This is a genomic window from Bacteroides sp. D55t1_190419_B8 (genome assembly GCF_015558905.1).
GTDB classification, from domain to species: domain Bacteria; phylum Bacteroidota; class Bacteroidia; order Bacteroidales; family Bacteroidaceae; genus Bacteroides; species Bacteroides vicugnae.
This window is the reverse complement of record NZ_JADMOU010000034.1, coordinates 15,916-40,693: the sequence shown is the minus strand read 5'-3', so window position 1 is coordinate 40,693 and position 24,778 is coordinate 15,916. Positions and strand designations below refer to the sequence as shown.

The following is a 24,778-nucleotide window of genomic DNA, read 5'->3' as shown; positions in this document are numbered from 1 at the left end:
AGCAATATCTTGATATTAGTGTTTTAATCTTTTCAGCAGTATATCTTGCCCGATTCTTGTTTAGAAAAGAACAATACCTGCTTCTATAATCGCTCCTTTATCGTAATTGCTTGATTTATTATAGAATCTGGTTAACCCATAACCGCCTGTCGCAAAGATACCGAACTTCTTGGTAAATTGATATTCCAGATTGGCACGTGCCTGCAATGCGTACAAACGTTTCGGAATCACCTCGTCTTTGTTATCGAACGCCTCGATATGCTGGTAGCCAAGGTCTCCGCTGATGGATAAGCCTTTGTAAAGAGGAAATGACAGACCGGCACGATAGGATGCACTTGCCGAAAACTTATCATTCAATCCTTGATACATGGAGCCGACTCCCAGAATAGTATAAAACAATTGGTTCTTAAAGCGTACACCTATATTGGCAGGCGTAGCATTTCCACCATATACCATCATTTGCACTTTTGTATCAGGATTCGCATTCACCAGTCCGAGTTGGAACCCCTTCATATCTTCCCTGTAATAATTGACAAGGCCAATTTGAAGCCCGCGTGCCTGCGTTGCATAATTACATAATGCTATTTGCACCCCATTCAGTTTCGATGCGGTTATGTTGGCAATTCCTGCAATCTGCAAGCCGTTCATGTGTTCGCCTACCACATTCAAAAGTCCGGAAGCCATCAAACCGCCGAAGCTCTGTCCTGTGATATTTGCCGCTCCGGAAAAGTGTAGCCCCGAAGCCATATTGCCCGTCACATTCATGAAACCACTCATCATTACCCCCGAGGTATTATCTCCTCCGATGCTGGTTAAGCCGGATATGATTACTCCCTGCGTTCTGTCACCGGTGATATTTACCAGTCCGGCAGCAGAAAGTCCTACGGTGTTGTTACCGCTGATATTACTGATACCGGCCAGCTGGACACCCCTCATTGTTCCACCTGCCAGATTGGCTAATCCGGTGATCTGTACTCCGTTCATGTCACCATGTACCACACTTCCCAATGCATTGATGCCCACACCGTTCAGACGGTTCATTGTAGACAGGAGACCGATGTTCACATAAGTCGTCTGTGTACTGTCATGCGGTTGCGTACAAATATCTTTCCAGATGGATATATTAATACCTGCACTCTTGTTCTGTGCCGGTAAACAAACGGCAGCCATTAGTATAGCTGCCGTGAATATTGTTTTCTTTATCTTCATTCCTTTCTCTTTTCGGTTTAAGTTATATCTCTATGCAGCTAACTTTATATTAGCCTTTTGCTTCCTGATATAAATAACGTTTGATGCTCTTCTTCGGTGTCTTTTCGAATTCTTCCGGATAGATTTTCATCTTGGATATTTGGCTGTAGGCCGGTAGCATATCATTCAGTGCCACACGGTTTTCTTCCATTATTTGCTCGATGTCTTCATTCTTGAGACCGTGAGCGAAAGCGTCGTCAAAATCAGGATAAACAAGTCCGACAAGTTTTTCGTTTTGCTGAACGATAATACTTTCAGCCACGTATGGCAGGTTGTTCAATTTATCTTCAATTTCTTCCGGGTAGATATTCTGTCCGCTGGCACTCAATAACAGGTTCTTGCTGCGTCCTCTGATCGTAACATTTCCTTCGGCATCCATCAAAGCCAGGTCACCTGTATGCAGCCATCCGTCTTTGTCGATAACTTCTTGGGTAGCTTCTTCGTTTTTGTAATATCCCAACATCACATTCGGGCCCTTACATACGATTTCGCCAACAATGTTTTCGGGATCAGATGACAACACTTTCACATCCATACGTGGCACAGCTTTTCCGCATGAACCCGGTTTGAATCTTCTCCAATCCTCGTAGCAGATAATCGGACCACATTCCGTCATTCCATATCCTACTGTATAAGGGAAATCAATCATTTTCAAGAACTGTTCTACTTCCTGATTGAAAGCAGCACCTCCTACAATAACAGCTTTGAAGTTTCCGCCGAATGCCTTAATCATTTCTTCGCGTACCGTTGCTTTTATCTTGTCATTGATGATAGGTACTTTTAGTAAGATCTTCATTGCAGGAGTTTCCAGTTTCGGAAGTACGCTCTTCTTGATGATTTTTTCGATGATAAGCGGTACGGCAACAATCAGATTCGGTTTCACCTCTTCGAAAGCTTGGAAAATGATTTTCGGACTCGGCATGCGGGTAAGGAAGTAGATGTGGCAACCCACGGAGAACTCATAAAGGAATTCGAAAGCCAGTCCGTACATATGTGCCATAGGGAGCATGGATACGATCTTATCTCCGGCTTGCAGGTCTAACACTTCAAAAGCAAATTTGGTATTCGACCACAGACTGCGATAGGGGAGCATTACTCCTTTCGAGTAACTTGTTGTTCCTGAAGTATAATTGATAACAGCCAGTTCTTCCGGTTCATCCTTATGATATGCGATATGCTCTGTGCGGAAATTCTTCGGATATTTTTTGCCGAACATTTCGTTCAGATGCTCGCGTGCATAAGTCAGTCGTTCGCTGCGTGACACTAGCAGGGTGAAGTCGTTCATCATCAGGATACCCTCCAGTAGCGGCATTGCCGACTCATTCAGGTTTTCCCATACCATATCTCCTACAAGCAGTAATTTTGCTTCGGAATGGTTGACGATGTTATGTATATTGTCCGCTTTAAATTCATGGAGAATGGGTACAACAACTGCCCCATACGTCAGTGTAGCAAGGAAAGTGACTCCCCAATGAGAGCTGTTTCTTCCGCAAACAGCAATCTTGTCTCCTTTGCGGATTCCACTTTCTTCAAAAATGATATGGAGTTTTTCGATCTTGCGAGCTACGTCTTTATACTGTAATGTTGCACCTTTATAATCGGTCAGGGCATCCAAGTCCCAATTATTTTTGATACTATTCTCAATGTAGGCTATAAAACTTTGTTCCATTGTTTTGCACATTTGGTATTAATTTGTGCAAATATAGCAATTATATTAAGAATGAAGAATTAAGAGGGAAGAATTTTTGGAAATGGGGGAAGGGCGATGCGGTGAGATCGCGACAGGCCGGTAGGAAGAAAGAATATGATTATAGCTAATTTCATTATGCTATAACCAAAAATCGTTATGCTATAATCAAAAAAAAATATGCTATAAGCAAAAATAATTCTGCTCATAGCATATTGATTGATTCTTTAGATTCTTATTTCAAGTACCATTCGTACATTCTTTGTACGCCTTCCTCGATTTCAATTTTATGGTGCCACCCCAAAGCGTGCAGTTTCGAAGGATCGGTCAGCTTGCGCATAGTGCCGTCCGGTTTGCTGCTGTCGAAGGTCAGTTTTCCTTGATACCCTACAGTTTCTACAATACGTTCGGCCAGTTGGCGGATGGTGATTTCCTTACCGGTGCCGATGTTGATGTGGCAGTTGCGGATATCTTTGCTACCTTCTTTATAGGTATCTTTGAAGTCTACGTGCTCCATAACAAAGACACTGGCATCCGCCATTTCTTCGCTCCAAAGGAACTCGCGGAGTGGAGTACCTGTACCCCAAAGAGTGACTTCCGTTTCGCTGATTCCGTATTTTTGCAGAATAGCCAGGATTTCTTCTTTCGGACTGTCGCCATTCACACCTTCCACCGGACGCAGATTCATATCCTTACGTACAGCTTCCCAGTTTCCTTCTTTCAGACAGTGTGCCAGATGAATCTTACGGATCATGGCAGGCAGTACATGACTGCGTTCCAAGTCGAAATTATCATTCGGTCCGTAAAGGTTTGTCGGCATCACAGCGATGTAGTTCGTTCCATATTGCAGGTTGAAACTTTCGCACATTTTCAGTCCGGCAATTTTAGCGATTGCATACGGTTCGTTGGTATATTCCAACGGTGAAGTAAGCAATACGTCTTCCTTCATCGGCTGTTCGGCGTCACGTGGATAAATACACGTGCTACCCAGAAAGAGCAACTTCTTTACATGGTGGCGGAAGCTCTCTCCGATGATATTCTGTTGAATTTGCAGATTCTTATAGATGAAGTCGGCACGGTAGATGCTGTTCGCCATGATACCACCCACAAAGGCAGCAGCAAGGAATACATATTCCGGTTGTTCTTCATCGAAAAAATTACGGACAGCCGCGCCATCCAGCAGATCAAGCTCTTTGTGAGTGCGGCCTACCAGATTTGTGTATCCTTTATCCTGCAAATTCTTCCAGATAGCAGATCCCACAAGTCCGCGGTGTCCTGCCACATATATCTTTGCATTCTTTTCCATTCTATCTTTTATTAGTTCACCACAGAGGACGCAGAGGACACGGAGGATTTTATTTTTTCCTCTGTGTCCTCGGTGTCCTCTGTGGTGAAATGAAATTCATTTAGTGTTTGGTAGCAATCATTCGTCTCACTTTCTCCATATCGTGGCGAACCATGATGCTTACCAGTTCTTCGAATGATGTTTTACGCGGATCCCAACCCAACAGTGTTTTAGCTTTTGTCGGGTCGCCCAGCAGCTGTTCTACTTCTGATGGACGGAAATACTTCGGATCAACTTCTACCAGAGATTTTCCGGTAGCTACATCGATACCTTTTTCATTTACGCCTTCACCTTCCCAACGAAGTTCGATCCCTGCTTCTTTGAATGCTAACGTTGCGAATTCGCGCACCGTGTGCATTTCTCCAGTAGCAATAACGAAATCTTCGGGAACATCATGTTGCAGGATCAGCCACATACATTCGATGTAATCTTTGGCATATCCCCAGTCGCGGCGTGCATCCAGATTACCCAGATACAGTTTGTCCTGTTCGCCCTGTGCGATACGTGCGGCAGCAAGCGAAATTTTACGGGTAACGAACGTCTCACCACGGCGTTCGCTCTCGTGATTGAACAAAATACCGTTTACTGCAAACATACCATAGCTTTCGCGGTAGTTTTTAGTAATCCAGAAACCATATTGTTTGGCTACCCCATACGGAGAACGGGGATAGAATGGAGTTGTCTCTTTTTGTGGAACTTCCTGCACCTTACCGAACAATTCGGAAGTAGAAGCCTGATAGATGCGGGTTTTCTTTTCCAGTCCCAGGATGCGTACAGCTTCGAGCATACGCAACGTACCGATAGCATCTGCTTCGGCAGTGTATTCCGGAACGTCGAACGAAACCTTCACGTGGCTTTGAGCTGCGAGATTGTAGATTTCATCCGGTTGCACCTGTTGAATAATACGAATTAACGAACTAGAATCTGTCATATCCCCATAATGCAGATTAATCGTACGTTTCTGTTTCATGTCGCGCACCCACTCGTCAAAATACAAATGTTCAATACGCCCTGTATTGAACGAAGAAGAACGACGGAGTATACCGTGTACTTCGTAACCTTTTTGCAATAGAAATTCGGCAAGATAAGAACCATCTTGTCCGGTGATGCCTGAAATTAGGGCTTTTTTCATACGCTAATTATTTATATAATTGAAAATGTGGGTGCAAATGTCGGCATTTTTTGTGACCCATCCAAGTGACTTTCCAATTATTTTTCAGCACAGTCATTCAGCACGGTTTTTTCCCATTATTTTGTCGATAATCAAAGCGATAGCTCCGTCTCCCGTCACATTGCAGGCAGTGCCGAAACTGTCCATGGCGATGTAAAGCGCAATCATCAAAGCTTGTGCCGATTCGTCGAAACCGAGCATGGATTGCAGAATCCCCAGGGAAGCCATGATTGCTCCACCCGGAACTCCCGGAGCGGCTACCATTGTGATACCCAGCATAAAGATAAACCCGGCGAACAGGGGGAAGTCGAACGGCATTCCCTGCATCATCATCAATGCCAGTGCGCAGGCTACGATTTTCAATGTGCTGCCCGATAGATGGATGGTGGCACATAGCGGAATCACGAATCCGGCCACTTCGGCAGATACTCCGTTCTTTTTGGCCTGTTCCAGCGTCACGGGGATGGTGGCTGCGGATGATTGTGTGCCCAATGCCGTGAAGTAAGCCGGCAGCATTTTGCTAAGCAATTTGAATGGATTTTTATGCACAAACAATGCCGCAATGGAATACTGAAAAACTAACAGGAAAATATGAAGAACGAAGATGACTCCGATAATTTTAATAAACACCATCAGGATAGAATATACTTGTCCCGAATGTGTCATGTTGAGGAATATGCCGAAAATATAAAGCGGCAGCAAAGGCAGAATGACGGCACTTATCATTCGTACGATAATTTCCTGAAAATCACGTGCCACATTTTTCAATGCGTCGCTGTTGAGTGACGCCAGTCCTAACCCCAGTGTGAAAGCTAAAACCAGGGCTGTCATCACGTTCATCAGCGGCGGAATGGAAACGGAGAAGTAGGGGAGGATTCCCTGCGCTGCGCTTACTTCTTCAAGTGGCGCACCCGGTTCGATAAGTGAGGGAAATATTGTGACTCCTGTGAAGTAGGAGAGAAAGCCGGAAAAAAGAGTAGCGAAGTAAGCGATCAAAGCAGTCAGGAGCAGCATTTTTCCTGCACCTTTCCCGATGTCGGCAATAGCCACAGTGACCAGCCCGACGATAATCAATGGGATAGAGAAATTGAGAAATTCACTGAAAATGCCATTGAACGTAACAAATATTCGCACTAGCGGAGCCGGGAAAACTGTGCCGATGGCAATACCCAAAATGATGGCGATAACGATGCGTGCCAGCAAACCGATTTTGATCTTCTTCATCCTTGATTTTATTTGTAGACTACAAAAATAATGTTTTAATCTAAAATCTTGCGAACAAATGTGCATTTTAAATGTTACTAAGATAAAGAATATTCAAAATATACAAGTTATGGCAAATCAGAATAAAACAGATATCGGACTTATCGGCTTGGCTGTGATGGGCGAGAATCTTGCTTTAAACATGGAGAGTAAGGGATGGCACGTGTCGGTATATAACCGTACTGTTCCCGGAGTAGAAGAGGGGGTGGTAGAGCGCTTCCTGAATGGTCGTGCAAAAGGTAAAAACATCGAAGGGTTCACGGATATAAAGGCATTTGTAGATTCGATAGCTATTCCCCGTAAGATTATGATGATGGTTCGTGCCGGAAGTCCGGTAGACGAACTGATGGATCAGCTTTTCCCGTTGCTTTCACCGGGAGACATTCTTATTGATGGCGGTAATTCTAATTACGAAGATACTGACCGTCGTGTCCAACTGGCGGAATCAAAGGGATTTTTTTTCGTCGGTAGCGGTGTGTCCGGTGGTGAGGAGGGAGCCTTGAATGGCGCTTCTATTATGCCCGGCGGTTCGGAAAAAGCATGGCCGGAAGTGAAACCGATTCTTCAGAGTATTGCGGCAAAAGCTCCGGACGGCACTCCTTGTTGCCAATGGGTGGGTCCTGCCGGCTCCGGTCATTTTGTGAAGATGATTCACAACGGTATCGAATATGGTGATATGCAACTGATTGCTGAAGCCTATTGGGTGATGAAAAAGTTGCTTGATCTGACCAATGAGGAAATGGCTGATGTCTTTGCCCGTTGGAACGAAGGCAAACTTCGCAGTTATCTGATTGAAATCACCGCCAACATTCTGCGGCATAAAGACAAATCCGGAGGTTATCTCATTGATAAAATTCTGGATGCAGCCGGACAGAAAGGAACCGGTAAATGGTCGGTTATCAATGCGATGGAACTCGGTATGCCGTTAGGGCTAATTGCCACGGCGGTATTCGAACGAAGCCTTTCTTCACAGAAAGACTTGCGTCACTTGGCTTCCAAGCAATTCCAGTGTCAACATACACAACCTATATATAATAAGGCGGAACTCGTAAAGAATATTTTTTCTGCTCTTTATGCTTCCAAACTCGTCTCTTATGCCCAGGGATTCGCCGTGTTGCAACGTGCTTCCGACGCTTTCGGCTGGCATCTCGACCTGGCTTCCATTGCACGTATGTGGCGTGGGGGATGCATCATCCGCAGTATATTCCTGAACGATATTGCCGCTGCCTTCGAAGCCACCGACAAGCCTAAACACTTGTTGTTGGCTCCTTATTTTAAAGAAGAAATGAAGACATTGCTTCCCGGATGGAAGAGTCTGGTGGCGGAAGCCATGAAAGAAGAACTTCCCGTTCCTGCTTTCTCTTCTGCCCTGAACTATTTCTATTCGCTCACTTCTGCCGATTTGCCCGCCAACCTTGTGCAGGCACAACGCGATTATTTCGGTGCGCACACTTTTGAGCGTAAGGATGAGTTGCGCGGACAGTTCTTCCACGAGAACTGGACAGGCCACGGAGGAGATACGAAATCGGGTACATATAATGTTTAAATAGAAAAATAGTTTTGAAATGATAAATTATATTTCACCACAGAGGACACGGAGGACACAGAGGTTTTATATTTTATTTACTATAGAGTAACACAGAGTTTCACGTATTTATAATTGTATTTATCGCTCTGTTTTACTTGCAGAAAGAGAGAGAAGAACTCTGTGTTCTCCGTGTCCTCTGTGGTGGACTCATAAATGATTATTTACCATTTCAAAACATAAATCAAAACAATTCTTGAATGATGGATAAATTTGCAATGATAATTTTCGGTGCGTCGGGTGACTTGACCAAGCGTAAGCTGATGCCTGCCCTTTACTCCCTTTACCGTGAAAACCGGTTGACCGGAGAGTTTTCCATATTGGGTATCGGGCGTACGGTCTATTCTGACGATAACTACCGTTCCTATATATTAGAAGAACTGCAACAGTTCGTCAAGTCCGAAGAACAGGACGCAGCTCTTATGGCTTCGTTTGTCTCCCATCTCTACTATTTACCGATGGACCCGGCAAAAGAAGAAGGTTACCCACAACTCCGCCAACGTCTGGTGGAATTGACTAACGAGGTAGATCCGGACAATTTGCTGTTCTACCTTGCCACTCCGCCATCACTTTACGGAGTAGTGCCCATCTACTTGAAAGCTGCCGGACTTAACACTCCCCATTCGCGCATCATCGTCGAAAAACCTTTCGGCTATGATCTCGAATCGGCACTTGAACTGAATAAAACGTATGCCTCTGTTTTCAATGAGCATCAAATTTACCGTATCGACCATTTTCTCGGTAAGGAAACGGCCCAGAATGTACTGGCTTTCCGTTTTGCCAATGGTATCTTCGAACCTCTCTGGAACCGTAACTATATCGACTACGTTGAGATTACAGCCGTAGAAAATCTGGGTATCGAGCAACGTGGCGGGTTCTATGAAACGGCAGGTGCGCTGCGGGATATGGTGCAGAACCATCTGATACAGCTTGTAGCCCTTACGGCTATGGAACCGCCTGCTGTTTTCAATGCAGACAATTTCCGTAATGAAGTGGTGAAGGTCTACGAATCTCTTACTCCATTGAACGATGTCGATTTGAACGAACATATTGTTCGCGGACAATATACAGCCTCCGGTAGTAAAAAGGGATACCGTGAAGAAAAAGGAGTGGCTCCCGATTCGCGCACGGAAACTTATATTGCCATGAAACTGGGCATCAGTAACTGGCGCTGGAGTGGCGTTCCGTTCTACATTCGTACAGGAAAACAAATGCCGACGAAAGTAACGGAAATCGTTGTTCATTTCCGTGAAACACCTCATCAGATGTTTCATTGTGCCGGTGGCAACTGTCCGCGGGCGAATAAATTGATTCTTCGTTTGCAACCGAATGAAGGAATAGTGCTCAAGATCGGAATGAAAGTCCCCGGTGCAGGCTTCGAAGTCCGTCAGGTGACGATGGATTTCAGTTATGCACAGTTGGGCGGTGTGCCTAGTGGCGACGCTTATGCCCGTCTGATAGACGATTGTATTCAGGGTGATCCGACTTTATTTACTCGAAGTGATGCAGTAGAAGCCTCATGGAAATTTTTCGATCCGGTGCTGCGCTATTGGAAAGATAATCCCGACGCACCTCTTTACGGTTATCCCGCAGGTACGTGGGGGCCTTTGGAAAGCGAAGCGATGATGCATGAACATGGGGCCGACTGGACGAATCCTTGTAAGAATTTGACAAATACAGATCAATATTGTGAATTATGAAAATATCAGTTTTTCCCTCATCTATTGAAACTTCACGAGCATTGATACTCCGCCTGGTGGAAATCATGAATGAAGAGCCGGACAGAGTATTCAATATCGCAGTCAGCGGTGGTAATACCCCTGCTCTGATGTTCGATTTATGGGCGAATGAATATCTGGAAATCACCCCTTGGGACCGTATGCGGATTTATTGGGTGGATGAACGTTGTGTGCCTCCCGATGATTCGGACAGTAATTACGGAATGATGCGCAACCTTCTTCTGGGTATCACTCCTATTCTTTATGAGAATGTATTCCGCATCCGTGGAGAGGAAAAGCCTGCGAAAGAGGCGGTTCGCTATTCGGAGTTAGTCCGGCAGCAAGTGCCGTTTAAACGTGGTTGGCCCGAATTCGATATTATACTGTTGGGAGCCGGAGATGACGGACACACTTCTTCCATCTTTCCCGGACAAGAAGATTTGCTGACTTCAAACTCTATTTATGTGGTCAGTGCACATCCCCGTAACGGGCAGAAGCGTATCGCAATGACGGGATATCCCATTCAGAATGCCCGCTATGTCATTTTCCTGATTACCGGAAAAAACAGAGCCGATGTAGTAGAAGAAATCTGTAATTCGGGAGACACTGGTCCCGCAGCCTATGTGGCTCATCATGCGCAAAATGTAGAACTGTTTATGGATAAAGGGGCTGCCGCATATATTGAAGATCCTAATAAAAAGATGAGTTAGAACATAACTATTTCATTGACGAAACTAATAGAAAAAAGAAGAATATGAATCCTTATCAACATTCATTTGGTGGTAATATCCCGCAAGACGTAGCTGGGAAACAAGGCGAAAATGTTATCTTTATTGTTTATGCTTTAAAAGATTCGCCTGAAACTCTTGACAAAGTAAAAGATGTGTGTGCCAATTTTTCGGCCCTGATTCGCAGTATGCGTAACCGTTTTCCCGATATGATGTTCAGTTGTACTATGGGATTTGGAGCTGATGCCTGGAGCCGTCTTTTCCCGGAACAGGGAAAACCCAAAGAACTGAACACTTTCGAAGAGATAAAAGGCGAGAAGCATACGGCAGTTTCTACTCCGGGCGACTTATTGTTTCATATCCGTGCAAAACAGATGGGATTATGTTTTGAGTTTGCTTCCATCATTGATGAGAAACTTCAAGGCGTAGTTGAGCCTGTTGATGAAACTCACGGTTTCAGATATATGGACGGCAAGGCCATTATCGGCTTTGTAGACGGAACGGAGAATCCGGCAGTTGATGAAAATCCCTATCATTTTGCAGTTGTAGGAGAGGAAGATGCTGATTTTGCAGGAGGCAGCTATGTCTTTGTGCAGAAGTATATTCATGATATGGTTGCGTGGAACTCCTTGCCTGTGGAAGAACAGGAGAAAGTGATCGGACGTCGTAAGTTTAACGATGTCGAACTGTCTGACGAGGAGAAACCTCAAAATGCGCATAATGCCGTCACTAATATTGGTGATGACCTGAAAATAGTGCGTGCCAATATGCCGTTCGCCAATACGTCTAAAGGAGAATATGGTACCTACTTCATCGGCTATGCAAGTACGTTCACTACTACCCGGCAGATGTTGGAAAGTATGTTTATTGGCAATCCGGTAGGCAATACCGACCGTTTACTGGACTTTAGTACAGCAGTAACGGGAACACTTTTCTTTGCTCCTTCCTACGATTTACTGGGTGAACTGGGCGAATAAAAAATAAAAGACTGGAGGAGGATTACACTTTGGTAATCTCCTCCACTACATATTGGTCTTTTACTTTCTTGCAAGTACATACGAAGAATTCCGGATGTTTCAGAGCTCCTTGTAAAGTATCAGGAAGAATCATTTCTTTAGTATGACGGTCCATTGCAACCGTTGCATACAGGATACCTTCGCTCTTGCATTTCTCTATTAATTCACTTTTTAGTTCTTCTACACTATATTCCATTTGTGTGATCCTTTGTCACTGCAAAGTTATGGAAAATATGTATATTTTATGCAATTATATTCCTGTAATAAATAAAAAATAGCTCCCTTGTTCGTCCGCCGACGAGGGAGCTATCAACACAAAAACTAAACTAGACTTAACTAAACTATTCTATTCTTGGAATTTCACAATCCCTTTCTGTTCTTTGCAAAGGTAGATATAAAACGGGTTTTGACAAACTATAATCGACAAAAATCACTTTTTTACCGATAAATTCATGAATAATCAGCTCCTTTCGTCAAGAAAAGTCTGAAAAACTTGTTTGTAACTATCGCTGATAGGAATATATGTCTTGTCAAAAACAATACGGCCGCGGTCGATCACGCGTATCTTATCTTTTTGTACGATGAATGAGCGGTGCACACGTATGAAACGGCTGGAAGGTAAAAGTTCCTCCATTGCTTTCATACTCATCAGTGATAGAATGGGTTTGGAAGCATCTTCCGTATATATTTTAATATAATCTTTCAGTCCTTCGATATACATGATTTTCTTCAAGTCCACTTGCACCAGTTTGTAGTCACTTTTCACAAAGATACTGTCTATCTCTTCCGGTTTCTGCACAAGTTCGAACCATTGAAGGGCCTTGTTGGCGGCTTGTAGGAAATCGACGTATGAGATCGGTTTCAGCAGGTAATCGAGTGCATTGACACGATAACCGTCGATGGCATACTGTCCGAAAGCAGTGGTAAACACAATGCGGGTGTGCGGATCTACCATCTTCGAAAACTCCAAACCATTAAGCTCCGGCATCTGGATGTCCAGAAACAGGAGATCAATCTCTTCGCCAGGCAATTCTTTCATTGCCTGAACCGCACTGGAATACTTTCCTACGAGTTGCAGGAACGGGGTTTTATTCACGTAACTCTCTAACAAGCTAAGAGCTAACGGCTCATCGTCAACAATTGCACAACGTAACATCATACTATTTTATATCTAAAGTTCTTATATCCAATGTTTTGAAATCTACTCTTTGATCTTGATGCTTAATCTCGATTCGTATACTTTTTCATCCTTTGAGATGCCTTTCGACCAAGTATAAGCCCCGGGATAAAGAATCTCCAACCGGCGGCTGACTTGCTCCAGTCCCACACCCGAGCCACTTTTATCCTCCACTGTCTTTGGATGATTACTGTTGCGGATTTCGCAAATCACCTCCTTATCATTCTCCGAAAGATGAATACTGATGAAACTCGATTCAGTAGGGGAGATGCCATGCTTGAAAGCATTCTCTATCAATGAGATAAAGATAAGCGGGGCTATAAGCGTCTGGCTGTCGGGCTGAATATCGAATTTAGTAATCATCTGTACATTGGCCGACAAGCGGATGCGCATCAGTTCAATGTAATTCCGGATAAAATCAACCTCCTTACAGAGAGGAACGTATGTCTGTTGATTATCATATAACACATAACGAAGCAGTTTGCTCAACTCCTGAACTGCTTGTTGCGCCTTGTCCGAATCAAATGCAATCAGTGCATAGATATTATTCAGCGTATTCAGCAGAAAGTGAGGGTTCAGTTGGTTCCGTAGATTTTTCAGTTCCGCTTCCGCACGGTTTCGTTCCGCTTCTTTGCGGGCAGCTTCATTCTGCGTCCATCGCGCGCTCATACGGATAGCGGCACTTAGGCCGATAGTAAATACGAGACTCAACATATCTCTAAGGAAGAACAACCATCCCGGAGGCATTCCCGGTCTTTTGGATTTGGGCATAAATGACGGATCGAATGTCAGGCTTTGCCAGAGATGTAACAAAATGCCGATGACACATAAAAAGATAATGTTGTAGACGATATATCTTTTGGCCTGACTCTGAAACAGGTAACGGGGAACAAGAATGAAATAATTCACGTAGAACGCAATCATGAAAGAGAGTGGTACAGCAAGATGGCGTATATAGGCCATCCAGTTAATGTTCCCGTTTCCACGTTCAACGAAGAAGAACGGGAAACCGAACATAATCCCCCAGCTGATAATGTGTATCAGTATCTCCAGGGGACGACGTGCGGATGTAAAGGTTTGTTTCATAAAGACAAAGATAATTTTTTTAATTGACAACCGACGGTTGTCAATCAATTATTCGTATCTGATGGCTTCTATCGGGTCTAAATCTGCTGCTTTCTTAGCCGGATACCATCCGAAGAAGACGCCCGTAATGGTACATACTGCGAAGGAAAGGAATACGCTCCACGGCTGGATATAGATAGGCCAATGCGCTACGCTCTTGACAATCCAGCTGGCCCCGCAACCGATAATTACTCCGATGATACCTCCCGTGATACTAATCATGATGGCCTCGATAAGGAATTGGCTTAGAATATCGACTCCACGTGCACCGACGGACATACGCAGACCGATTTCACGGGTGCGTTCCGTAACGGATACATACATGATATTCATAATTCCGATACCACCCACTACCAGCGAAATGCCTGCAATACAAGCCAGCAGGGTTGTCATCAGGTCGGTGGTTGAGTTGAGCATCGTGCTCAATTCCTGTTGGGTACGGATGGTGAAATCATCGTCATCCGAAGCTTTCAGTTTATGGTTGCGACGGAGGATCGTACTGATTTCGTCAGTAGCATAATCCGTCATATCTTCGGTAAGGGCAGAGGCAAACACTCCCTGCAAATATGTAACGGCAAGCAGACGTTTCATCACTGTGGTGTATGGTGCAAGCACTACTGCATCTTGGTCTTGTCCCATAGAGTTGTAGCCTTTGGCTTTGAGCACACCTACCACACGAAGCGGTATTTTACTGAAACGAATAATCTTACCTACCGGATCACTTCCGTCCGGAAAAAGATTGTCTACTATCGTCTTTCCGATCACACACACTTTGGCCGAACTTTGTATGTCGGCTTCTGTGAACATCTCTCCGTTTTCAACAGTCAGTTGGCGGATGTCGAGATATTCTGTTCCGACACCATTCACGGAAGCCGGGTAGTTGTTGTTTCCGGCAATGAGTTGCCCCGATGATGAAACATTGGGACTGATGGCGGACAGGAAACTTGTCTCATCGCGCAAGGCTTCGTAGTCGGCAAGCTTCAAAGTCTGCATGGCAGACGGGTCCTGACGGACACCTCCACGCATATCGGCTCCCGGATGAATCATAATCATGTTCGATCCCATCTCGGAAATCTGCTGCTGGATGCTTTTCTTCGAACCTTGTCCGATAGCCAGCATCGTGATGACGGAAGCAACACCGATAATGATACCGAGCATGGTTAGAAAAGCACGCAGCTTATTGTTCGCCAATGCCCGGAGAGCTATCTTAAATAAATTAGTTCCATTCATAATGAATAATTTGCTAATTTGTCCATATACTAATGGGGTAATTTCCTGAAGGTATAGTCACCCAAGCTGTTTATTGTACAGCAATCGGCACATTAGTATATCGGCACATTGAATAATTATTAATCCTCGTCGTTTTTCGGCAATGCAGCCAGCGCTTCGGCGGCAGACAGAATTTTCGGATTGGTCGTATCTTCTATAACCTGACCGTCACGCAGACGGATATTCCGGCTGCTATATTGCGAAAGTTCGGGATTATGTGTGACAAAGATAATCGTACGTCCCTCTGCATGAAGCTTTTGAAATAGTACAAGTATCTCGAAAGAGGTACGGCTGTCGAGGTTTCCGGTCGCTTCGTCGGCAAGAATCACTGCCGGATTGTTGACCAATGCGCGTGCAATGGCAACGCGTTGCATCTGTCCACCGGACATCTGGTTGGATTTATGTTCCAGGCGGTCTCCCAATCCTACAGCCTGTAAGGATTCGATGGCACGGCGACGGCGTTCGGAAGCGCTCACGGCAGAGTTGTACATAAGCGGTAGTTCCACATTTTCTACAGCCGTCGTTTTAGGTAACAAGTTGTAGCTTTGGAACACGAAGCCAATCTTCCGGTTTCTTAGTACCGCACGTTGAGGCTTGCTCATCGTACGTACAGGAATATCGTCGAGCAGATACTCTCCACTGGTTGGGGTGTCCAGACAGCCTAATATATTAAGCAGCGTGGATTTCCCCGAACCGGAAGTCCCCATGATGGTGACAAACTCCCCTTCATTGATATTGAACGAAACGCCCCGCAATGCGTGGACAGTTTCGTCGCCTACCTGAAAGTTACGTTTGATATTTTGTATTTCAATTACTTTTTTCATCGTAAATAATGTGTTAAGAGAGTGTGTCAAAACGCAGATTAACGCAAATTATCGCAGATTATTTCAATTATATTGATATATTAATCAACGACTTATACAATTATTTCTGCGATAAATCGCGTTAATCTGCATTTTATTATTCATTATGGCACCCTCTTTAATAATTATTATTTCTTCTTACTTCCCGGACGGCTAGGCATGAACGGACTTCTTTCTCCGCCACTTTCCTGATTTCCTTCAGCGGCTACATTTTCACCGGGCATTGCTCCTATGGTAGCTTCTGTCACAACTTTTGTTCCTTCGGAAATACCACTGATAATCTCTGTAGATATACCGTTGCTGATTCCGATTTCTACCGGATGAGCGGTGAATGTAGTTCCTTCACGAGTCCAGAGTTTGTGTTCGCCTTCGCAATCTTTTACGATGTCATTATTGCCGATTAGAGGTTTTTCCGGTGTGAATCGCAGTGCTTTGTTCGGAACGGACAACACATCCTTTTTATCAAGAATATAGATCGTGACATTAGCCGTCAAACGCGGTTTCAGTTTCAGATCAGGGTTGGGAGCAGAGATTACAACTTCATAAGTAACCACTGTAGTAGTGGTACTTGTGCTGCTCGTGCTGCTTGCGTCTCCCAGACGAATCTGTGTAACTACACCTTCGAATACATCATTCGGATAAGCATCTACCGTGAAGCTGGCACGCTGGCCTTCTACTACGCCGCCTATATCGGCTTCATCCACATCGGCTACCACTTGCATCTGTGTCAGGTCGGCAGCGATGGTGAACAGTGTCGGAGTTTCGAATCCGGAAGCAACGGTTTGTCCTGCTTCCACATCACGGCTGATGACTACTCCGTCAATCGGTGAGGTGATAGTAGCATAAGCCAGGTTACGTTCCGCTTTTGCGAGCGATGCCTTACTGCTGTCATAGCTGCTTTTTGCTTTCTGGTAGTTGTAGAGGGCCTGTTCGAAATCCGTATCACTAATCAGTGACTTTTCATGTAAGCCTTTGCTGCGTTCATAATTCTTCTTCTGATATTCATATTCGGCTTTTGCACCATCGTACGTTGCCTGTTGTGATGCCAGTTCACTTTGCAATGTGGCACGGTCCATTTCGGCAATCAACTGTCCTTTGGTTACTACCGAGTTGTAATCTACGTAAATCTTGTCGATGATACCGGAAACCTGTGTACCGACTTCTACTTCCGTCACCGGTTCGATGGTTCCGGTAGCAGTCACCGAATTTGAAATATCGCCTTTGCTCACGTTGGCAGTGGCGTAGGTGACTTTGTGCTTGGCCGGTGAACCTGCAAAGAACCAGATTCCTGCACCTGCTACCACAACGACTGCCACAGCGATTAAGATAATCTTTTTAGTTTTCATTCGTTTATTATGCTTTTATTTAGATTGCTAATTGATCTCCCTGATAGAACTTCAGCAGTTGCATATTCAGTATGGCCATATATTTAGCCTGAAGCTGTTCCTGCTGTGCTTGCAGCAAGTTATTCTTTTCAGTAAGAAGTTCTATGGTATTCTTCATTCCCAGATTAAACTGTTCGCTAATCAACTCATAGCTGATTTGTGTACTCTTCAACTTCTCGTTTGCTGCTGCATAGCGTTGCTGTGCACTGTTAGCATCCAGCCAGAGTCCTTCAATGGTTTTGTACAGCGTCTTTTGTTCGTCGAGCAAGGATAACATGCTCGTCTCGTATTGCAGTTTAGCTTTCTGTACGGCACTTTTAGTTTGACGGTTATTGAAGATCGGCACACTGACAGATAATCCGATGGAATTGTTCCATCCGTTTTTCACTTGCTCTCCAAAAGTGAAGTCACTGCCGTTGGTATGGTTGGTACCGATTCCGGCGCTAAGGCTGATCGTGGGAAAATAACTCGATTTGGCAATATCGATACCCAGTTCGGAAGCTTCTACATTAAGTTTGCTCGCTTCAATTTCGGGGCGAAGACTCAATGCACTAATGTACACATCTTTTTTTGTAGGCAATGGAGCCAGTACATTTTCGTCGGACAGGGCGGGGAGATAGATGTTCATTTCATTCTCCCCATCCAGTTCGAGCAGTTGTTTCAGTTGTAATTTGTAATCTTCAAGAGTGGCTTGCGCTGTGACAAGTTGGTATCGGTCTGTGCTCACTTGTGCTTCTAGTTGGGCAAAATCGCTTTTGGCAATGCTTCCGGCGTTCAGAAGTTCCTGTCCGCGGTCGCGCTGCGCAATAGAAACTTGCAGGGTACTTTCGTTTACTTTAACAGACTCGGCTGCATAAAGAATCTGGATATACACTTGGGCGATAGATTCCTGAATGTTATTTTCGGAAGTCGCTACGTCTAGTTCGGCTACCTGATTGTTCAACTTTTCCTGTTGGATGGTTTTCAGTCTTTTGTTACCATTATATAGAGTCCACGACGCATTCAGTCCATAATTACCATTGTAGCTTGTTTTGCTGTTACTACTGATAATTTCGCTGCCACTCACCCGGCTACTCGTCTCTTGATACGGACGGTTCACCACTTGCTGGCTGGTAGAGAACGAAAGACTGGGAAACAAGGCAGCCTTAGCCGTCTTCACATCAATCTGCGTGCTGGCCGCAGTGATCCGGTTCTTGCGAATCGTGATGTTCTGCTCTTTTGCGTAGTCGATGCATGACTGCAAATCCCATTGAGCCGGAATCTTCGTTTCTTTCAGCGTATCGACTTGCAGCGGAGAAACTTGGGCGGATATGCCGGACAGCATACCTGCTCCAAGAAATGTCATCACTGTCAATCTTCTTACATTTATCATATTCATACTTCTATTGATTTACTGTTGGCGAAGATACGTACATATTATATATGCCGCAAAAACGATAGACGGATGACGGATTTTCGCCGTTAAATGTTTTTTTTCTGTCGATAGGCAGGTTTTTGAAGAAAAACACAACAAATCACACAACTTTTTTGACTAGTTGTTTGTTTTAATTATAAAAAATGTATATTTGTACTCATTACAAATTATAACGTCAACATATGAAGAATACACTGCTTACGATCTGGAACTTCTATTTGGAGGGCTTCCGTAGTATGACCTTGGGGCGTACCCTTTGGGTTATCATTCTGCTGAAATTATTCGTCATGTTCTTCATCCTTAAAATGTTCTTTTTCCCTGATTTCCTCCGTGACCATCCTACGGATGACGACAAGGGAACATACGTGGGAAACGAACTGATAGAACGTGCCATCCCCGGTAAATCTACTGATTTTTAACTCTTAAACTACATAGGATTATGATTGAAAGTATTGACACCTCGCTGATCGATTGGTCGAGAGCCCAATTTGCGATGACAGCCATGTACCACTGGATTTTTGTTCCTCTCACACTCGGACTGGCAGTGGTGATGGGAATCATGGAGACGCTGTATTATAAAACAGGCAATGAATTTTGGAAAAAGACTGCCCAGTTTTGGATGAAACTCTTCGGTATAAACTTTGCCATTGGTGTGGCAACCGGTTTGATTCTGGAGTTTGAGTTCGGTACGAACTGGAGCAATTATTCGTGGTTTGTAGGAGATATCTTCGGTGCTCCGTTGGCTATAGAAGGAATTTTGGCATTCTTTATGGAAGCCACATTTATCGCCGTCATGTTCTTTGGATGGGGAAAAGTAAGTAAACGTTTCCACTTGGCTTCCACCTGGCTGACAGGCTTGGGAGCTACGATTTCTGCCTGGTGGATTCTCGTAGCCAATGCATGGATGCAGCATCCGGTAGGCATGGAATTCAATCCCGATACGGTTCGTAATGAGATGGTAGATTTCTGGGCAGTGGCTACGTCACCCGTAGCGGTCAATAAATTCTTCCATACGGTATTGTCCGGCTGGGTGCTGGGCGCTGTTTTTGTAGTCGGCATCAGTTGTTGGTATCTGCTGAAGAAACGTAATCGTGAGTTTGCGCTTGCCAGCATCAAGATTGGTGCTATTTTCGGATTAGTGGCATCATTGCTTTCTGCTTGGACAGGTGACGGTTCCGGTTATCAGATTGCCCAGACGCAACCGATGAAACTGGCTGCTGTGGAAGGTTTGTATGAAGGCGGCACCCATGTAGGTTTGGTTGGAATAGGAGTATTGAATCCGGAAAAGAAGACTTACAATGATGGAAAAGATCCTTTCCTCTTCCGTTTTGAAATCCCCAGCATGCTTTCTTTCCTTGCAGAACGTGATGTAAACGGCTACGTTCCGGGCATTACGAATATCATCGAGGGTGGTTATCAACAGAAAGACGGATCGACAGCTCTTTCTGCTGCCGAGAAGATAGAACGTGGAAAAACGGCTATCGGTGCATTGGCTGCCTATCGTGCTGCAAAGAGTGCAGGACACGAGGAGGATGCTCAAATTGCATATAAAGTATTGCAGGAGAATATTCCATATTTCGGTTACGGATATATCAAAGATGTGAACCAACTGGTTCCGAATGTTCCTCTGAACTTCTATGCGTTCCGTGTAATGGTAATCTTGGGCGGATACTTCATCCTGTTCTTTATTGTCGTTCTCTTCTTTATCTATAAGAAAGATTTAAGCCAGATGCGTTGGATGCACTGGATTGCTCTGCTGACGATTCCTTTGGGATACATCGCCGGACAAGCCGGATGGGTGGTTGCCGAATGTGGCCGTCAACCGTGGGCGATCCGCGATATGCTGCCGACAATGGCTGCCATCTCCAAGCTGGATGTAAGCTCTGTACAAACGACTTTCTTTATCTTCCTGCTCCTGTTTACAGTGATGCTGATTGCAGGTGTCGGAATTATGGTAAAGGCTATCAAAAAAGGACCGTTTTAAGTATTAAGTATCAAGTATTAAGTATGAAGCGTGGCTTCAGATATGCCTTTTGGGCTTTGTTAATACTTGGTACTTGTGATGAGCCTTCAACGGCGAAGCTTAATACTTAATACTTATCACTTAATACTTATTTCTTATTACTTAATATTTTAGCTATATGTATATATTTTTGCAACAATATTGGTGGCTTGTCGTTTCCTTGTTAGGAGCCATACTCGTGTTCTTATTGTTTGTACAAGGAGGTAATTCATTGTTGTTCTGTCTGGGTAAAACCGAAGAACATCGTAAGATGATGGTGAATTCTACCGGACGTAAGTGGGAGTTTACGTTTACTACATTGGTTACGTTTGGGGGAGCTTTCTTTGCTTCTTTCCCGTTGTTTTACAGTACCAGTTTCGGTGGTGCATATTGGCTTTGGATGATTATACTTTTCAGTTTTGTATTGCAGGCTGTCAGTTATGAGTTTCAGAGTAAGGCCGGAAATCTGTTAGGTAAAAAGACATACCGGACTTTTTTGGTGATTAATGGAGTGGTAGGTCCTGTGTTACTTGGTGGGGCAGTGGCTACATTCTTTACCGGTTCTGATTTCTATATTAATAAGGCTAATATGACGGATACCATTATGCCGGTAATCAGTCATTGGGGAAATGGCTGGCACGGATTGGATGCGTTGACCAACATTTGGAATGTAATTCTTGGATTGGCTGTCTTCTTCCTTGCGCGTGTGTTGGGATCGCTCTACTTCATTAATAATATTGATGATAAAGAGTTGACCGATAAATGTCGTCGTGCAGTACGCAATAATACAGTTTTGTTCCTTGTATTCTTTTTGGCATTTGTCATTCGTACATTGGTATCTGATGGTTTTGCCGTTAATCCGGATACACAGGAAATTTATATGCAACCATATAAGTATCTCACTAACTTTATCGAAATGCCGGTAGTGCTAGCTTTATTCCTGATTGGTGTGGTACTGGTTCTTTTCGGCATTGGAAAGACATTGCTTAAAAAGACGTTTGACAAAGGAATCTGGTTTACGGGAATCGGTACGGTACTGACTGTTTTATCTTTATTGCTGGTAGCAGGGTACAACAACACTGCTTATTATCCGTCATATACAGACTTGCAAAGCTCATTAACTTTAGCCAATAGCTGTTCCAGCGAATTTACGCTAAAGACAATGGCCTATGTCTCTATTCTTGTTCCGTTCGTAATTGCATATATTTTCTATGCTTGGCGTAGTATCGATCGTCACAAAATAACCGAGAAGGAAATGGATGAAGGAGGACACTCATATTAATACTTTGTTCGACTCATAATATGTTGTCTGTATAGAATTTCAACATTGAGATTCTTGCAGGAGCAAATAAACTCCCCTTATTTAATTCTCTATGTCATGGTAGAGAAGTTAAATGAGGGGAGTTTTTTTATGTATAAGCCTTTTCTATCTTTTCAAATAGATCGCTTTTTATTTGTTGACTATATTCTCCGGCTTTCCGGCGATATAAGCCTGAAGGTTACTGATTGCAATATTCATCAGACGTTCACGAGCCTCGATGGTTGCCCAGGCAATGTGCGGAGTGATGTAGCAGTTCTTTGCAGTTAGTAATGGATTGTCGGCACAAGGCGGTTCAGTAGAAAGCACGTCTACTCCGGCTGCATAAATTTTGCCACTGTTCAAAGCGTCTGCAAGGTCTTGTTCGTTGATAAGCGGGCCGCGACCGGTGTTGATTAAGATAGCTGTCGGCTTCATCATGGCGAGACGGCGTGCATTTACCATTTCGCGTGTCTCCGGGGTAAGCGGGCAGTGCAAACTGATAATATCACATTCGCTGAACAACTGATCTAAATCCATCTTCTTGATTTCCGGTGGTAACTGGAAGTGCGATTTAGAAGTCAATGCATACACTTGCATACCGAAACCGATCGCAACACGCGCTGTGGTATATCCGGTATTTCCCAGTCCTACCAGACCGATTTTCTTTTCCCGCAGTTCCATCAACGGAGTGTCCCAAAAACAGAAATCCTTGTTGTTGGTCCAACGACCTTTATGCACTTCTTCAGAGTGGTGTTGCACTTGTTGAGTGATGTTCAGGATATGCGCAAATACCATTTGAGCAACGGAAGCGGTGCTGTATGAAGGAATATTAGTAACGACGATTCCCCGTTCTTTTGCAGCAGCTGTGTCTACCACATTGTATCCGGTAGCCAACACACCGATATATTTCAGTTCGGGCAGTGCAGCCATGTGGTCTGCATTGATGATTACCTTGTTAGTCAGAATTGCTTCTGCACCGGCTGCACGTTCTAATACCTCTTCCGGAGCTGTACGATCATAAATTGTACATTCTCCAAGCACCTTCATACCCTCCCAGGATAAATCTCCGGGATTGGCGGCATAGCCGTCTAAAACTACAATCTTCATTTCAATTTCAATATTATTAATATGTTATAATGTTTCCTACTGCTTTATTTTGCTTTTAGCTTTTCTTACAGAAGGGAGTGACTTATTTTACGAACACTTATTTCTTAAATTTGTCTCCCCACAACTGTATCATTCGCTCGGCATGTTTCTGCTCTGCCGGATTGTTTTGCGGTTGCCATATCCGTTTGTCTTTCAATTCGTCCGGAAGAAATTGCTGTTTGACAAAGTTACCTTCATAGCTGTGTGCATATTTATATTCCTGTCCGTATCCCAACTGTTTCATCAGTTTGGTCGGAGCATTGCGCAGATGCAAGGGGACAGGCAGATTACCAGTTGACCGGACTAACTCTAATGCATCGTTAATTGCACTGTATGCCGAGTTGCTTTTAGGGCTGGTAGCCAGATAAATCGTTGTTTCAGCCAAAGGAATCCGTCCTTCGGGCCAACCGATTTTCATCAATGTATCAAAGCACGCATTAGCGAGAAGCAATGCATTCGGGTTTGCCAAACCAATGTCCTCGGAAGCAGAGATCACAAGCCGGCGGGCAATGAAAGCAGGATCTTCGCCTCCTTCTACCATACGGGCAAGCCAGTAGATCGCTCCGTCAGGATCGCTGCCGCGGATAGACTTGATGAAAGCCGAGATAATGTCATAATGCATCTCTCCATCTTTGTCATAAGCCAGTGGATTCTGTTGCAAGCGTTCGGTCACCATTTCATCGGTGATGACAACTGTTTCCTCCGTCTCCGATTGTACAACAAGTTCCAATATATTAAGCAGTTTGCGGGCATCTCCACCGGAGAAGCGCAGCATGGCTGTTGTTTCTTTCAATTCAATTTTTCGTTCCTTCAGCACGGTATCCGTAGTGATGGCGCGTTGCAGAAGTTCCAGCAAATCTTCTTTTTCCAAAGATTTGAGTACATAAAGCTGGCAACGGGACAGGAGAGGGCGGATGACCTCGAACGACGGGTTTTCCGTTGTTGCACCAATCAGCGTGACTGTTCCGTTCTCTACAGCTCCCAACAGTGAATCCTGCTGTGACTTGCTGAACCGATGGATTTCATCGATAAACAGAATCGGACTGGACTGCGAAAAGAAACGGTTGCTCTTGGCACGGTCTATCACTTCGCGCACATCCTTCACACCGGAAGTTACAGCACTCAAAGTATAGAAAGGCGTCTCCAGTTTGTTGGCAATGATCTGTGCAAGAGTCGTTTTACCTACTCCGGGAGGTCCCCAGAGAATAAAAGAAGAGATGCGCCCTGCGTCAATCATCTTCCGCAAGATGGCTCCCGGTCCAACTAAATGTTTCTGACCGATATATTCATCCAAAGTTTTTGGCCGTAACCGTTCTGCTAAAGGTTGCATAATTTT

The 24,778-nt window shown here is 44.3% G+C and carries 21 protein-coding genes; 7 read left to right on the top strand and 14 right to left on the bottom strand.

Going from position 1 to position 24,778, the window contains the following annotated elements:
• Positions 1-60 precede the first annotated feature (60 nt).
• From I2I13_RS21040 to I2I13_RS21020, 5 genes are all read right to left on the bottom strand, one after another.
• On the bottom strand, positions 61-1,209 hold the full coding sequence (locus I2I13_RS21040) for an LA_2272 family surface repeat-containing protein (RefSeq protein WP_074559694.1): 1,149 nt from the start codon (positions 1,207-1,209) through the stop codon (positions 61-63).
• A 49-nt stretch (positions 1,210-1,258) separates the two neighbouring features.
• On the bottom strand, positions 1,259-2,917 hold the full coding sequence (locus I2I13_RS21035; RefSeq protein ID WP_148367330.1) for an AMP-binding protein: 1,659 nt from the start codon (positions 2,915-2,917) through the stop codon (positions 1,259-1,261).
• Between the two features lie 253 nt (positions 2,918-3,170).
• Positions 3,171-4,241, bottom strand: a complete 1,071-nt coding sequence (locus tag I2I13_RS21030; protein WP_074559690.1) for a GDP-L-fucose synthase — start codon at positions 4,239-4,241, stop codon at positions 3,171-3,173.
• Positions 4,242-4,341: 100 nt separating this feature from the next.
• Positions 4,342-5,412 (bottom strand): GDP-mannose 4,6-dehydratase, encoded by a 1,071-nt coding sequence (gene gmd / locus I2I13_RS21025; protein ID WP_117933029.1) that lies wholly within the window; start codon positions 5,410-5,412, stop codon positions 4,342-4,344.
• A 93-nt stretch (positions 5,413-5,505) separates the two neighbouring features.
• On the bottom strand, positions 5,506-6,675 hold the full coding sequence (locus I2I13_RS21020) for a dicarboxylate/amino acid:cation symporter (RefSeq protein ID WP_195650424.1): 1,170 nt from the start codon (positions 6,673-6,675) through the stop codon (positions 5,506-5,508).
• Positions 6,676-6,784: 109 nt separating this feature from the next.
• Here I2I13_RS21020 and gnd point away from each other — a divergent pair, with 109 nt between their 5' ends.
• The 4 genes from gnd (at position 6,785) to I2I13_RS21000 (ending at position 11,722) form a co-directional block, all read left to right on the top strand.
• Complete coding sequence (gnd, locus tag I2I13_RS21015) at positions 6,785-8,260, top strand: decarboxylating NADP(+)-dependent phosphogluconate dehydrogenase (protein ID WP_195650423.1); 1,476 nt, start codon at positions 6,785-6,787, stop codon at positions 8,258-8,260.
• Between the two features lie 242 nt (positions 8,261-8,502).
• Complete coding sequence (gene zwf, locus I2I13_RS21010) at positions 8,503-9,999, top strand: glucose-6-phosphate dehydrogenase (protein WP_148367371.1); 1,497 nt, start codon at positions 8,503-8,505, stop codon at positions 9,997-9,999.
• The gene (gene pgl / locus I2I13_RS21005) at positions 9,996-10,727 is read left to right on the top strand and encodes a 6-phosphogluconolactonase (RefSeq protein WP_195650422.1); all 732 of its coding nucleotides are present in this window, start codon (positions 9,996-9,998) and stop codon (positions 10,725-10,727) included. The genes zwf and pgl overlap by 4 nt, the downstream gene beginning before the upstream one ends.
• 44 nt (positions 10,728-10,771) lie before the next feature.
• Positions 10,772-11,722 (top strand): Dyp-type peroxidase, encoded by a 951-nt coding sequence (locus I2I13_RS21000; protein WP_148367326.1) that lies wholly within the window; start codon positions 10,772-10,774, stop codon positions 11,720-11,722.
• Positions 11,723-11,744: 22 nt separating this feature from the next.
• Here the strand turns inward: I2I13_RS21000 and I2I13_RS20995 are convergent, their stop codons facing one another.
• The 7 genes from I2I13_RS20995 to I2I13_RS20965 form a co-directional block, all read right to left on the bottom strand.
• Complete coding sequence (locus tag I2I13_RS20995) at positions 11,745-11,957, bottom strand: hypothetical protein (protein ID WP_099145872.1); 213 nt, start codon at positions 11,955-11,957, stop codon at positions 11,745-11,747.
• Positions 11,958-12,221: 264 nt separating this feature from the next.
• A complete protein-coding gene (locus I2I13_RS20990; RefSeq protein WP_148367324.1) occupies positions 12,222-12,920 on the bottom strand; it encodes a LytTR family DNA-binding domain-containing protein in 699 nt (232 codons plus the stop codon).
• Between the two features lie 42 nt (positions 12,921-12,962).
• Positions 12,963-14,024: a sensor histidine kinase gene (locus I2I13_RS20985; protein WP_099145814.1), complete on the bottom strand. Its 1,062-nt coding sequence runs from the start codon at positions 14,022-14,024 to the stop codon at positions 12,963-12,965.
• 48 nt (positions 14,025-14,072) lie between these two features.
• Positions 14,073-15,293: an ABC transporter permease gene (locus I2I13_RS20980; protein WP_099145813.1), complete on the bottom strand. Its 1,221-nt coding sequence runs from the start codon at positions 15,291-15,293 to the stop codon at positions 14,073-14,075.
• A 119-nt stretch (positions 15,294-15,412) separates the two neighbouring features.
• Complete coding sequence (locus I2I13_RS20975) at positions 15,413-16,156, bottom strand: ABC transporter ATP-binding protein (protein ID WP_004300330.1); 744 nt, start codon at positions 16,154-16,156, stop codon at positions 15,413-15,415.
• A 167-nt stretch (positions 16,157-16,323) separates the two neighbouring features.
• Positions 16,324-17,541 carry an efflux RND transporter periplasmic adaptor subunit gene (locus I2I13_RS20970; RefSeq protein WP_148367320.1) on the bottom strand — a complete coding sequence of 406 codons (1,218 nt, stop codon included), beginning with the start codon at positions 17,539-17,541 and terminating at the stop codon, positions 16,324-16,326.
• A gap of 19 nt (positions 17,542-17,560) precedes the next feature.
• Positions 17,561-18,958, bottom strand: coding sequence for a TolC family protein (locus I2I13_RS20965; RefSeq protein ID WP_167511894.1), 1,398 nt, complete (start codon positions 18,956-18,958; stop codon positions 17,561-17,563).
• Between the two features lie 218 nt (positions 18,959-19,176).
• Between I2I13_RS20965 and I2I13_RS20960 the strand changes: the two genes are divergently transcribed.
• From I2I13_RS20960 to cydB, 3 genes are all read left to right on the top strand, one after another.
• Positions 19,177-19,413 carry a DUF4492 domain-containing protein gene (locus I2I13_RS20960; protein ID WP_004300334.1) on the top strand — a complete coding sequence of 79 codons (237 nt, stop codon included), beginning with the start codon at positions 19,177-19,179 and terminating at the stop codon, positions 19,411-19,413.
• A gap of 20 nt (positions 19,414-19,433) precedes the next feature.
• Positions 19,434-20,978 (top strand): cytochrome ubiquinol oxidase subunit I, encoded by a 1,545-nt coding sequence (locus tag I2I13_RS20955; RefSeq protein ID WP_099145811.1) that lies wholly within the window; start codon positions 19,434-19,436, stop codon positions 20,976-20,978.
• A 157-nt stretch (positions 20,979-21,135) separates the two neighbouring features.
• A complete protein-coding gene (gene cydB, locus I2I13_RS20950) occupies positions 21,136-22,278 on the top strand; it encodes a cytochrome d ubiquinol oxidase subunit II (RefSeq protein WP_004300336.1) in 1,143 nt (380 codons plus the stop codon).
• A gap of 168 nt (positions 22,279-22,446) precedes the next feature.
• On the opposite strand, the gene I2I13_RS20945 is transcribed toward cydB, so the two are convergent.
• Positions 22,447-23,403: a D-2-hydroxyacid dehydrogenase gene (locus tag I2I13_RS20945; RefSeq protein WP_099145810.1), complete on the bottom strand. Its 957-nt coding sequence runs from the start codon at positions 23,401-23,403 to the stop codon at positions 22,447-22,449.
• Between the two features lie 97 nt (positions 23,404-23,500).
• Complete coding sequence (locus I2I13_RS20940; protein ID WP_148367318.1) at positions 23,501-24,772, bottom strand: replication-associated recombination protein A; 1,272 nt, start codon at positions 24,770-24,772, stop codon at positions 23,501-23,503.
• Positions 24,773-24,778 lie beyond the last annotated feature (6 nt).